This is a genomic window from Salinigranum marinum, from assembly GCF_024228675.1.
In the GTDB taxonomy this organism is placed as follows: domain Archaea; phylum Halobacteriota; class Halobacteria; order Halobacteriales; family Haloferacaceae; genus Salinigranum; species Salinigranum marinum.
Window position 1 is genome coordinate 22,909 of sequence record NZ_CP100462.1, and the last position, 11,687, is coordinate 34,595.

General features: G+C 66.1%; 12 protein-coding genes and 1 pseudogene. 4 read left to right on the plus strand and 9 right to left on the minus strand.

Annotation, left to right across the window (positions count from 1 at the left end):
* Positions 1 to 62: 62 nt before the first annotated feature.
* A complete protein-coding gene (locus tag NKJ07_RS20235; RefSeq protein ID WP_318570725.1) occupies positions 63 to 353 on the minus strand; it encodes a zinc-binding dehydrogenase in 291 nt (96 codons plus the stop codon).
* Between the two features lie 159 nt (positions 354 to 512).
* Here NKJ07_RS20235 and NKJ07_RS20240 point away from each other — a divergent pair.
* The 4 genes and pseudogenes from NKJ07_RS20240 to NKJ07_RS20255 form a co-directional block, all read left to right on the plus strand.
* Positions 513 to 659, plus strand: a pseudogene (locus NKJ07_RS20240) (ATP-binding cassette domain-containing protein); the annotation flags it as partial.
* A complete protein-coding gene (locus NKJ07_RS20245) occupies positions 651 to 1,142 on the plus strand; it encodes an oligopeptide/dipeptide ABC transporter ATP-binding protein (RefSeq protein WP_343230490.1) in 492 nt (163 codons plus the stop codon). The pseudogene NKJ07_RS20240 and the gene NKJ07_RS20245, both read left to right, overlap by 9 nt.
* Entirely contained in the window at positions 1,139 to 2,266 is a 1,128-nt protein-coding gene (locus NKJ07_RS20250; RefSeq protein ID WP_318570726.1) for an ABC transporter ATP-binding protein, read from the plus strand. Before NKJ07_RS20245 ends, NKJ07_RS20250 begins: the two co-directional genes overlap by 4 nt.
* Before the next feature lie 183 nt (positions 2,267 to 2,449).
* Entirely contained in the window at positions 2,450 to 3,376 is a 927-nt protein-coding gene (locus NKJ07_RS20255) for an acetamidase/formamidase family protein (RefSeq protein ID WP_318570727.1), read from the plus strand.
* 734 nt (positions 3,377 to 4,110) lie between these two features.
* Here the strand turns inward: NKJ07_RS20255 and NKJ07_RS20260 are convergent.
* The 8 genes from NKJ07_RS20260 to NKJ07_RS20295 form a co-directional block, all read right to left on the minus strand.
* Complete coding sequence (locus tag NKJ07_RS20260) at positions 4,111 to 4,311, minus strand: hypothetical protein (RefSeq protein WP_318570728.1); 201 nt, start codon at positions 4,309 to 4,311, stop codon at positions 4,111 to 4,113.
* Between the two features lie 100 nt (positions 4,312 to 4,411).
* Positions 4,412 to 4,840: a nickel-responsive transcriptional regulator NikR gene (nikR, locus tag NKJ07_RS20265; RefSeq protein WP_318570729.1), complete on the minus strand. Its 429-nt coding sequence runs from the start codon at positions 4,838 to 4,840 to the stop codon at positions 4,412 to 4,414.
* Between the two features lie 80 nt (positions 4,841 to 4,920).
* On the minus strand, positions 4,921 to 5,265 hold the full coding sequence (locus NKJ07_RS20270; protein WP_318570730.1) for a cupin domain-containing protein: 345 nt from the start codon (positions 5,263 to 5,265) through the stop codon (positions 4,921 to 4,923).
* The gene (locus NKJ07_RS20275; protein WP_318570731.1) at positions 5,262 to 6,047 is read right to left on the minus strand and encodes an SDR family oxidoreductase; all 786 of its coding nucleotides are present in this window, start codon (positions 6,045 to 6,047) and stop codon (positions 5,262 to 5,264) included. The genes NKJ07_RS20270 and NKJ07_RS20275 overlap by 4 nt, the downstream gene beginning before the upstream one ends.
* A 162-nt stretch (positions 6,048 to 6,209) precedes the next feature.
* Positions 6,210 to 7,523 carry a nickel pincer cofactor-dependent isomerase, group 22 gene (locus NKJ07_RS20280; RefSeq protein WP_318570732.1) on the minus strand — a complete coding sequence of 438 codons (1,314 nt, stop codon included), beginning with the start codon at positions 7,521 to 7,523 and terminating at the stop codon, positions 6,210 to 6,212.
* Positions 7,524 to 7,577: 54 nt separating this feature from the next.
* Positions 7,578 to 8,078, minus strand: coding sequence for a hypothetical protein (locus tag NKJ07_RS20285; protein WP_318570733.1), 501 nt, complete (start codon positions 8,076 to 8,078; stop codon positions 7,578 to 7,580).
* Between the two features lie 219 nt (positions 8,079 to 8,297).
* The gene (locus NKJ07_RS20290) at positions 8,298 to 8,870 is read right to left on the minus strand and encodes a TetR/AcrR family transcriptional regulator (protein ID WP_318570734.1); all 573 of its coding nucleotides are present in this window, start codon (positions 8,868 to 8,870) and stop codon (positions 8,298 to 8,300) included.
* Positions 8,871 to 9,172: 302 nt separating this feature from the next.
* The gene (locus tag NKJ07_RS20295; RefSeq protein WP_318570735.1) at positions 9,173 to 11,680 is read right to left on the minus strand and encodes an efflux RND transporter permease subunit; all 2,508 of its coding nucleotides are present in this window, start codon (positions 11,678 to 11,680) and stop codon (positions 9,173 to 9,175) included.
* Positions 11,681 to 11,687 lie beyond the last annotated feature (7 nt).

Here is an 11,687-nt window from a genome sequence, read left to right on the forward strand (position 1 = left end):
CGTCGGATCGCCACTCCGAGTCGCTTGCCGCCGTCAACCGTGTCGGCGACGAGTCGCCCACTTCACTCCCGCTGCGTCGGGAGCAGTTCCCCGTATAGGTCCCGGTCAGCCATCTTCTCGAACGCCTCCGCGTACTCCTCGAGCGGGTACATCGCCTGAACGATCGGCTCGACTCTCCCGTCCCAGACGTACTGCATGATCTCTTCGATGTCCCGCTGGCTGTTCTGCGTACTACCGATAACTTCGAGTTGCCGGACGAACACGTGCCGAATCTCCGTATCCGGGTTCGGTCCGGCCGTCGCCCCTGAGATGATGATTCGGCCGCCGTTCCGGAGCGATCGCATCCTATTCATCGACGACTCGGCGACTCTCTTCCACGAGGCAGATGTTGAAATCGAACGTCCGCGCTCATTCCGCAACGGGAATCTCCTCGAACTCGAGTCAGAGCTCATGGAGCGGTTCTTTGACACCGTCGGGACACCGGAACCGACAGGGAGTCTCCATCCTGGCAACGAGCCGTCGAACTGTTGGAGACCGTCGGGATCCCCGACCCCGACGAACGGGCCACCGAGTATCCACACCAGCTCAGCGGAGGCCAGCGCCAACGGGTAATGATCGCCCAGGCGCTGGCTGGCGATCCGTCGCTCATCATCGCGGACGAGCCGACGACGGCGCTCGACGTCACGGTCGAGGCCGGTATCCTCGACGAACTGCGGAGCCTCTGTGACGACCTCGGCGTCGCAATCCTGCTCATCACGCACGACCTCGGCGTCGTCTCCGAGACCTGCGACCGTGTAACCGTGATGTACTCGGGATCGGTTATGGAACGCGGGCCGACGGACCGGATCTTCGAAGCTGCCACGCACCCGTACACGAAGGCACTCCTCCGGAGCATCCCCGAATACGCACAGCCCGGATCGGAACTGGAGACCGTTCCGGGATCGGCACCCGATCCGCGGAACCGCCCCGAGGGGTGCCCCTTCCGTGACAGGTGTCCGGAGGCGTTCGATGCATGCACCGATCCACTCCCAGAGTACACGGTAGACGAAACTCACACGACGTACTGCCACGCGTACGCGCCCGACGACGACCAGCCCTCGGCGACGGACGGTTCGACTCCCGGACTGGGGGTGTCCGAATGACGGACGTTCGGCCGACGGTGAACGGCCACCACGAACGGACGGACTCCGACGACGACCGGCCGAGCGAACTGCTGAAGACGGTCGACGTGAAGAAACACTTCCCGGTCGAAGACGGGTTGTTCGGCCGACTCTTCGGCGACCAGCAGTACGCGAAGGCCGTCGACGGGGTCGACCTGACCGTCCACAAGGGAGAGACCGTCGGTATCGTCGGTGAGTCCGGCTGTGGGAAGAGTACGCTCGGCCGCACGCTGACGCGGCTCTACGAGCCCACCGACGGGAGTATCCTGTTCGACTACACCAACATCGAGACGTACTCCGGTCGACGATTGAAACCGATCCGTCGGCGGATGCAGTACGTCTTTCAGGACCCACTCTCGGCGCTCAACCCGCGCAAGACGGTCGGCGAGAGCGTCGCCAAGCCGCTCGCGGTGCACGACATCGCCACCGGCGAAGAGAAGTGGGAGCGCGTCGCCGACCTGTTCGAGGAAGTCGGTCTGATGGAGTCGCATCTGGACGCGTATCCACACGAACTGTCCGGCGGGCAGCGTCAACGCGTCGGCCTCTGTCGGGCACTCGTGACGGAACCGGACCTCATCGTCTTCGACGAACCCGTCTCGGCACTCGACGTGACGCTGCAAGCGCAGATACTCAACCTGATCAACCGGTTACAGACGCGGTACGATCTCTCCTACGTCTTCATCTCGCACGACCTCAACGTCGTGCGACACGTCTGTGACCGGATCGCGGTCATGTACGCCGGCGAGATCGTCGAACGGGGACGGACCGAAGACATCTTCGAGAACCCGAAGCACCCGTACACGAGGGTCCTCTTGCGGGCGATCCCCAGTGTCGATGAAGGCGAACACCGCGGCCGCGAGTCACTCGAAGGCTCCCCACCGAGCGTCACGGATCCACCGAGCGGCTGTCGCTTCCACCCTCGGTGTCCGGAGTTCATAAACGGCCAGTGCGTCTCACAGCAACCGTTCCTCCAGTCGGTCGATGGCGACGACGGTCACGAGACTGCCTGCCACTGGGCGGAGCGCACCACCGCCGAGCGGGAGACGCACACGACACCACGCCCGTCGGAACGGCGTGTCATCGAACGGGAAGCAGACCCCGGTTGACGACGTAGTCGCCCGACGCCGGTGTTCGAAGGCGAATCGACGACCGGATCCGCCGGATCCGCCTGGACCCGAAGACCCGCCCGACGACCGTGCAACCCGGTTCGTCGACCGTATCAACTGACGACCGACGACGACCCGTCGAACCGGGGACTTTCGCGGTTCGATGTACACCCGACCATCCCAATGAAACACGTTAGCAAAACCGAAGCAGAGCACGCACACCTCACGATCAGTCCCGATCGTCCGCCGATCGAAACGGTCGAGCCGGGAGAGACGTTCGCGGTCGAGACGTACGACTACGTCGGGGACGTTCTCGACGAGGAGACCCCGATGGAAGCGGTCTGGGGCACTGACGAACTGGCCGACAACATCAACCCGGTCACCGGTCCGATCGAGGTAGAAGATGCTTCACCGGGCGACACGTTGGCGATCGAGATCGTCGACATCGAACTGCCGGACCGGGGAGTGATCAACGTCTTCCCGGGGTTCGGTGGCCTCGAAGGTGCGGTGTTCAACCTCTCCGAGCCCAGCGACCCCCACACGACCTTCTGTGACATCGACGACGGAACCGTAACGTATCCGCTCGAGGACGGCACGGAGATCGAGTTCCCCACCCATCCGCAGGTCGGAACGATCGGCACCGCCGAGAAACACGAATCGATCTATTCGGTGAAACCACACGCTCACGGGGGGAACATGGACTGCAAGGACGTCACAGTCGGGAACACGCTCTACCTCCCCGTCGACGTCGACGGTGGCTACCTGTACCTCGGCGACTGCCACGCGGCGCAAGGCGATGGAGAGATCTGTGGCATCAGTGTGGAGGTCCCGGCTGTCGTCACGCTCCGCGTGGAGGTGATCGAGGACTACGAGATCTCGTGGCCGCGCATCGAGTCGGAAGACGAGCTCATGACCGTCGCTGCGGCCCGACCCGCCGAGGACGCGGCGAAACTCGCGTACAAGGAGCTCATCGGCTGGCTGGTCACGGAGTACGACTTCACCGAGACAGACGCGTATCAACTGTGCAGTGCCGTCGGTCGTGCACGGCTCGCCCAACTGGTCAATCCTCAGTACACCGTCGCCGCGAAGTTCCCGAAAGAACTGCTCTAGCGCCTCGACTTCGAATCGTCGAACGGCGCCAGCCTCTCTCGACAAAAAGCACGGCCGAACGACGTCATCGAAGGACTCCGAGGAAGCACCCCGTACGACGAGTATGGGCGAGCTACACCCGTACTCTTCGATCGAACTGCCGAGCTGACGGTTCAGTCGGTCGATTTCGCCACCGAACTCTCACTCGGTGACGGTGAGAACGCTGCACTCGCCCCGACAACCAAGAGCGGCCGCCTCAGCGGATACACCGAGTGGATCGCGTCGGTGTTCGCGGCGCGAAACCGGACACCCGAGTCCAAGACTCACAGGACTGTCCAGTTTCACTCTGCTTATCTATCGATCTTGAATACAAAACAACGTTCCGAAAGGTTGGTGGCAAATGCGGCCGAACAGAGATTCGCGGCCGGGGACGGAACGCTGATATACAGCACGACAGCGGCCCCGACTCGAAACAGATCTCGATCAACGAGATCGTAATTCGTGCCAGTTGAAAATCACTATGTCCGCCCACGACAATCGACCTGTGACGAATCGATTGCCTCGTTCTCTGCCGTTTCAGGCACATTGGCGCACTTCACGCTGTTGTCTCTTCGCGGGACTCACGAGAAACAGCAGCTGCCGGACGTCACGTTTCTCGTCGTTGCTGCTCACCATCTCGGGAGCGAACTCGACGGACTCGGCTTCCGATTTCGTGTGTGCCGCCATAGATATCGGACTCGAACCGAACCTATATTTTAGTAGGTAAAAAACCGAACGTATTTGTTTACAGATACGTTCTCGAACGCACGATCGCTGACTGCGGTGCCGTGGTGGTTGAACCTCTTCGCCGTCTGGTAGAACCGGTGCCGAATCGATACGACCGGGGATATCGCCCGCGACTCCACCACCAGACCGATGGTGGACCGGATGACAAAAGCCGAACGCTCGTTGGTCACGAACAGTCCGTGAGTCGGCTCTGCGACCCCGAACCCATCGTCGACTCGGCGTCGCAGCCTCCACGTCGCAGCCGACTGTCGGTCCGGTCGACGAGGTCGATCAGCCCATCCCGGCCAGCGGGCCGAAGTCGTCGACCGGCAGCACGGAGTAGTCGACGGTGAGGGTGTCCTTGGTGGCTCGCACTTTCCCAACGAAGGTCGAGATCTCCTCGAGCGAGCCCTCGAGGACGAACAGTTCCATACAGTGGTGCCCCCCGACGTGGCTGTGGAAGTTCGAGGCGACGATGTCCTCGTGTTCGTGGCGGAGATGCATCATCCGCTCTTCGACGCTCGTCGTCTCGTAGTCGAACACGACGGTGACGACGCCCATCAGATCGCGGCCTTCGAGTTTCTTGTCCTCGAACTCGCCCAGCAGGTTGCGACTCGCCTCCCGCATGACCTCGCTCCGGCCCGTGTAGCCGTGGTCATCCGCGAACTGATCGATCCGGTCGAGCAACTCCTCCGGCAGCGAGACGCTGACGACGGTCATATATTAACCCAACCGGCATAAAATGTTAAATATTGTTACTCGCCACTGCTCACGACCCGGGCCGGCCGCCGCGGTGGCGTTCACTCCCGGTCGGTCCAGAAATCGAACGACCGGCCGGGGGCGAACACGTCGAGACCGACGGCCCGTTCGACGCCGGTGTTCTCCACACGGTGTGGTTCGTCCGCTTCGAGCAACACGGAGTCGTACCGTTCGAGCGTCACCCGGTCGTCCTCGGTCTCGACGGTGAGTTCGCCGCCGAGACAGAGACACACCTGCTCGTTCTCGTGGGCGTGCATCGGCGAACTGTGTCCCGGCGGTTTCTCGAACCACTCGAACGAGAACCGATCGCTCCCCGCCAGCGAGACGCGCCGCCACCCCTCGTCGGGTTCGTACGACGCCGCTTCTTCGAACTCGACCGGTCTCACAGGTTCGACCCCGTGCTCCCACCGTCGATGGGGATCGCGGTACCGTTGATGTAGCCCGAGCGGGGTGACGAGAGGAACGCGACGGTGTCGCCGAGTTCCATCGGATCGCCGACGCGGCCGAGCGGGTTCGTCCCCCAGTCGTCGAGGCCCGCCTCGTAGGAGTCGTACTCGCCGCGCTCGACCGCTTGATCGACGAGTTCCCGGATGCGAGCCGTCTCGTGGGCCCCCGGCAGGACGGCGTTGGCGCGCACGTCAGGGGCGAACTCCGTCGAGAGCGTCTTCTCGAGGCCGATGACGCCCATGCGCACCGCGTTCGAGAGCACGAGACTGTCGAGCGCCTCCTTGACGCTCCGGGAGGTGATCGTGACGATCGTCCCCCCGCCGTCTCGCAGGTGGGGTTCGGCCGCACGGGCGAGCCGTACCACGCTCATGACGAGGAGGTCGTACGCGTCGTACCAGTCGTCGTCCGTGGTGTCGAGGAACGCGCCGGACGGCGGCCCTCCAGCGCTCGTCACGAGGTGGTCGATCCCGCCGAACGCCTCCACGGCCCTGTCGACGAGCGCCGTGACGTCGTCGGGCTCCGTGATGTCTCCGGGCTGGGCGACGACCTCGCCGGTCGCGACCGCTGCGATCTCTTCTCGTGTCTCCTCCAGCGCCGTCTCATCCCGCCCGTTGATCACGACGTTCACTCCCTCGCGGGCGAGCGCCGTCGCCGACGCCTTGCCGAGACCGCTCGACGAGGCCGTCACGAGCGCGGCGTTGCCCCCGATCTGTAGGTCCATGTGGGTAGCATCCGGCGACGGCCGTGAAAAAGTATCCGTCGCGGTAACCCGACGCTCGGCCGTCGGGTCGCGATCGAAGCGACCCGGCCACCGGTCGAAGCGAGCCGTCACGGCCGCAGAGCGAACGGCGTCGCCGCCCGCCGTTACCCGTCATCACGCCCGTTAGTCGTCGCCGTCCGACCGTGGCGCGAACGAGGCGGTGCCGTCCTCGAAGGTGAGGCTAGCCTTCCCCTGGACGGTTGCCCCCGCGGGGAGGTCGTCGACGACCGCCGTCGAGACGTACAGGTCGCCGAGATCCTGGGTGTTCTCGATCCAGACGGCCCGGACGGCGTCGGGGTCGGGGCCGCCGAGGGCGGCCAGGGCGATCCGGAGCGCACACTCGTCGTCCGGGGCGACCACCGGGAGCTTCGCCTTCGCGAGCGAGCCGCTTGTCAGCGCGTTTGCGTACGTTTTCCGGACGTCGAGCTGGTCGACGGCGGCCCGACGGGTCACATCGGCGAGTCCGATCCCGTTGCCGTTGCCCTTCGTCCGCTCCGAGAGGCCGCGTGCGTAGATCAGTTTGATCCGTGGGGTCTCGGGGTCGTCGGCGTTGAGCACGCGGTACCGGCCGATCACGTTGGTGTCCATCCCCGCTCCGGAGATCTCCTTGCCGAGTTCGTCGACGACGAGCAGGTCGACGTCCTCGACGGGGAGCGTCGCCATCTCCTCGCGCGCCCGGACGAGCAAATCGGGCTCCCGGTCGAGGATCGCTCCCGCGGGGACGCCTTCGACGTGGGCCGTCTCCTCGTGGAAGTTCTCGACGACCGCGATCCCGCCGAGGAGCGGAGCGGTGTCGTGGATAACGCCGAACGCGGCTTCGAGTGTCGGGACGTACCCCTCCGTGATCGCCGCCGCGTGGAAGGCCTTGGCCCCGCGCTGTTTGCCGAGCCCCGCGACCAGCATCTTGCAGAGGCCGCTCTCGATCCGCCCGCTGAAGTTCGTGTGCGGTTTGACCCGGTTCACCACCAAAACGGCGTCCGCGTCGAGCGCCGCGGTCGAGACGTGGACGGGAAGCGTCGCGTCGCCGACGGCGACGTCCCCCACGCGTTTGGTCTGCATCCGGGCGTCGATCGGCGCGCCGACGCGACGTTCGGTGATCCCGAGTGCCGCGAGCACCTCCCGCTGGCCCTCCGCTGTCGCGCCCCCGTAGCTTCCCATCGCGGGGACGACGACCGGCTCGACGCCACGGTCGGCCAGCCCCGACACGATGGCCGCCACGAGGTCGTCGAGGGCGTCGATCCCGCGGGAACCGACCCCGACGGCGACCGTCGCGCCGGGGGCGAGCGCGTCGAGCGCCAGTCGATCGAGCTCCGCGCGCGCCGTCGAAGCGGGGTCTGTAACGCGCTCCGTCTGCGGGTCGTACCGGACGCGAACGAACCGGGGCAGCGGCTGTGGGCCGAGGAGACGTTCGGTCTCGGCGTGACTCGGGAACTCCATTCTTCCCGTGGGCGATGGGGATACGACGGCAAATAGCCGTCCCCGCCGCTACAGTTAGTCGTCGTCGTCGGGGCTTTCGCCCCACACCGTCTCGTACACGATCGCACGCCCGGAGGAGCCGTCGTCCGTGTCTTCGATCGGCCAGTCGTCGTCCATGCCGGTGTCGACCGAGCCCGAGTTACCCGTCCACATCCCTGGGTTCGCCCAGGTCATCAGGGTTATCGCGGCGAAAAACAGCATCAGGAGGAAATGCTGCATGGTCTCGGTACGCGGGTAGACGGCGAGGCTCACGACTGACTCGACGAGCACGAACGACCCGACAAGCGCCCCGAACGTGCCGATGTCGAGTCGCCCCCTCCGGTACAGCACCGGGATCGCGGCGAGAAACAGCGCCCATACGACGTACCCCGTGACCAGGAGATCCGTGAGTAGCATCCAGACGATCCCCACGACGGCCAAAAGGAGCCACAGTCCCGCGGCGGCGACGATGAGCTTCTTCACGACGGCAACGAGCCGTTTGATTGTGTCGACGGTGAGATACTCCGTCCACGACATGTGGCCACACAGAACACGTTCCGGCACTAAAATTTTAGGAACGACGACATATCTTCTCGGTGGTGACGGGACGAACAGTCGCTCGTCGGCGCGACCCAGCGGGCGGCATGGGGGCCAGCGGGAGCCACGGCGTCGAACCCACGCAGGGGCCCGGTCGGGTCGGCGCGTGCCCCACTGTTCGAGTGGCTCCGGATACCGACGCTCCGGTGTGGGGTCGGCTCACTCGCGCCACGACTCGACCTCGGCTTCGATGGTCGCCAGCCCGCAGTCGATCCCGTCCCAGTCGCGCATCGGGACGTGCCGACAGACGACGCCGTACAGCAACAGGTGGAGCCGTTCGGCGCTCGCGGCGGCATCGATGCCGGCGAAGGTGCCGTCGTCGATACCGCGCTGGATCGTCCGTTCGAGTTCGGACTGGAGCCGGTCGTCGAGCTCCGCGAACGAGTCGTGGTAGCGGTCGTGGTACGGGGTCTGGGTCCGGATCTCCTCGAGCGCCTGCTGGAAGGGGAGGCTGTCCGGGTCGTCCCGCTGTGGGACGATCAGCGCCACGAGTTCGGTGAGCCGTTCGGCCGGGTCGTCGGTCTCGATCGCGGCCAGTTCCTGCTCGAACCCGTCGAGGAGGAAGTCGAGAAAGCCCGCGAGCAGGTCCTCCTTGTCGTCGTAGTGGTAGTAGATGAGCGACTGGCTCCCCTCGAACTCGGCGGCGATGCGCCTGATCGACAGCTCCGAGTAGCCGCCGTCGATCAGGACGCGGTACGCCGCCTCCATGATCTCCTGGTCAGTCGACGACACTGTCGGGCCTCCGTCCGGTCGGTGGATTGGTTGTGGGTTTCGGCATGAGTCGGTGCGTGGTATCCGGCCGTGTCGGCGTGGACGCTCGGTGCGGTCGGTCGTCGAACCGGGACTCGATCCGGTTGCGCTGTCTCGTACCCCTTCGAGAGCCGACCGCGCGAGTCGAGCGGGGCGAGTCGGGTGCGTGGGGCGTCCGCGTGCGGGGGAGGGCCGGGTCAGCGGGGACCGTCGATGGGAGGGCCGACGGCGTCGGTGGGGTGGGGGCGGCCGATGGGGTGGGCGCGGAGTGCGTCATGGGGGACTCAGGCGTTGGAGGGGGTCGCGTCAGCGGGACGGTTCGGCTCGGCGGTCGACGCGCCGCCGCGGCCGGTGAGCTGCGCCCACACGACGAGCGTCGAGGGCAGCACGACGATCGATGCCAGGAACGAGTAGAGGATGCTCAGCCCGGTGAGCAGGCCGAACTGTCCGAGGACCGGCGTGATCGCGAGGACGAGGACGCCGATGCCCGTGACGGTCGTGAGCATGCTCCCGGTGAGCGCGCCGCCGGTACCGCGGACCGTGGCGTCGAGCGCCTCGTACACGTCGCCGTCGTCGTCGAACTCCTCGGCGAAGCGGTGGACGACGTGTGCGGAGTAGTCGATCCCCAGCCCGATCGCGATCGAGAGGATCGTCCCCGTCAGCGCGTTGAGCGGGACGTCGGCGTACCGCATCGTCGCCGCGATGGCCGCGACGGTGACGGCGATGGGGACGACGTTGGCGACGCCGAGCAGCGGCCGACCCTCGATCAGCCAGTAGATACCGACGAGAAAGGCCGCGCTGCCGGCGAGTGCGAGCGCGAGGCTGACGAGCGCGGACTCGGTGATCACGTCCGAGACGGCCTTGAAGACGATGATGCCGCCCGTGGCCGTCGCCTCGAACCGCGATCGGTCGGCGACGTCGCGGGTGTCGGCGGTGATCTCCGCCTGTTCGGCGTCGGCTTTCACGGCGTACTGGACCCGCGCGCTCCGGTAGTCGTCGGTGATGTAGTTGAGCGCCCGATCGCGGGCGGGCGACGCGAGCAACGCGTCGTACACGTCCTCGAGGTTGTCGTCGGGGATGCCGTTCCGGTTCGCGTCGTTTCTCCGAACCAGGGCGGCGAACGACTCGTCGCGCGCCGCGCGCTCGCGGATGACGGTGACGATGCTCGTCGAGTCCGCGCGACCGTCACGGGTGACGAAGCTCTCCGGGGGCTCCTCGCCCATGCGTGCCAACTGCTCCAGCGAGTCGTCCTGGCGCAACGGCCCCTCGACGTACACCGTCACCTGGTCGTCCTCGCCGCTCTCGAACGTCTCTTCGAGGTAGTTGATCGTCGCGGGCGTGTCGTACTGGCTCGGCGCGAACGGCTCGGGGAGCGACTGGAGCCACTCGGGGTTGTCCTCCGGGGGGAGGAAGTCCTCCTGGGTGAACCGGGAGTCGACGCCCGTCCCGTAGTACGCCAATCCGGTCGTGCTCACGAGGATCACGACGAGGAACAGCCGCGGGGCGACGCGGCTGATCTTCACGCCGACCGGGAGCACCCTCCCGAGCACCGACTCCTCGCTCCCGAGGGGTTGGCTCCCGAACTGCGGGAACCGCGTCCGCGACCGCCACTGGTCGGCGTACACCTTCGCCGCGGGCAGGAAGATCCCGAAGATGAAGAAGGTGAAGATGATGCCGACGCCGGCGACGAGGCCGAAGTCCTGGATCGGCGGGAGGGCGCTCGTCAGGTTCGCGCTGAAGCCGATGACCGTCGTCCCGGTGACGATGAAGAAGGCCACCAGGAGCTGGTCCGTCGCGGTCCGCATCGAGGGGACGATCTCTCTCCCCTGGACGCGCTCCTCGCGGTAGCGGTTGACGGCGTGGATGCCGAAGTCGATCCCGACCGCGAGCAGGAGCGGCGGCACCGCGATGAGCATCTGGGTGAACGCGATCCCCGCCAGCCCCATGAAGCCGAACGTCCAGAGGATCGCCATCGCGAGCGACACCACGCCCACGATGAGGTCGAGCGGGTCACGGTAGGCGTAGACGAGGAAGACGAAGATGAGCGTCACGGCCGCGGGCACGACGATCAACAGCGAGTCGCCGATGACGTTGCCGAACTCCGCGGAGACGAGCCCGCTCCCGAAGACGCGGATGTCGCCGCCGACGGTCGCGACGATCTCCTCGGCCTGCAGTTGGATCTCCTGCGCCGGGCTGTCACCGCCCGTGCCCGCGCCGCCGTCGCCGGCGCTCGGGAGCGAGTGCGTGACGGTGCCGATCGTCGCGGACGCCGTCACCGACTCGCGGTTGTAGTCCTCGCTGAGCAGCCCCGCGAGTCCGGGGCGCTCGGCCAGTACGGCCCGGGTGTGTTCGCGGACCGTCGAGGGGGGCGTCCGTTCGAGCGCGTCGATCTGTGCGTCCAGCGTGGTCGCCGTCGGGTCGATGTCGCGGGCGACCGCCCGCGCGACGCTCGCCGTCTCGAGGACGCGCTGGTCGGGGTTCTCCTCGAGGCGGTGTTGGGCCTCCAGCATCCGCAGCATGCTCGGCTTCGCGAGCACGTTGCTGTTCGACTGAATGAGCTGTGTCGAGGCCGTCCCGTCGGCGAAGCTCTCGGTCTCGAACCGCTCGTTGATGTCGTCGGCCGCCTCCTGGGCGGGGATGTCCTCGGTGAACTGATCGGTGCCGGAGTCGGTCGCCGTCATCGCCAGCCCCGACGACATGACGACCGTCACGACGAGGAACGCCAGGATGACCGTCCTCGAACGGGTGACGATCCAGTCGTCGACGCGGTCGATGAGGTGTTGGTACTCCATGCCAGTG

What these genes read in the sequence shown, in the direction of transcription:
- NKJ07_RS20235 (WP_318570725.1), bottom strand. Translation starts at nt 353, where the DNA reads ATGAATAGGATGCGATCGCTCCGGAACGGCGGCCGAATCATCATCTCA.
- NKJ07_RS20250 (WP_318570726.1), top strand. Translation starts at nt 1,139, where the DNA reads ATGACGGACGTTCGGCCGACGGTGAACGGCCACCACGAACGGACGGAC.
- NKJ07_RS20255 (WP_318570727.1), top strand. Translation starts at nt 2,450, where the DNA reads ATGAAACACGTTAGCAAAACCGAAGCAGAGCACGCACACCTCACGATC.
- nikR (WP_318570729.1), bottom strand. Translation starts at nt 4,840, where the DNA reads ATGACCGTCGTCAGCGTCTCGCTGCCGGAGGAGTTGCTCGACCGGATC.
- NKJ07_RS20275 (WP_318570731.1), bottom strand. Translation starts at nt 6,047, where the DNA reads ATGGACCTACAGATCGGGGGCAACGCCGCGCTCGTGACGGCCTCGTCG.
- NKJ07_RS20280 (WP_318570732.1), bottom strand. Translation starts at nt 7,523, where the DNA reads ATGGAGTTCCCGAGTCACGCCGAGACCGAACGTCTCCTCGGCCCACAG.
- NKJ07_RS20285 (WP_318570733.1), bottom strand. Translation starts at nt 8,078, where the DNA reads ATGTCGTGGACGGAGTATCTCACCGTCGACACAATCAAACGGCTCGTT.
- NKJ07_RS20295 (WP_318570735.1), bottom strand. Translation starts at nt 11,680, where the DNA reads ATGGAGTACCAACACCTCATCGACCGCGTCGACGACTGGATCGTCACC.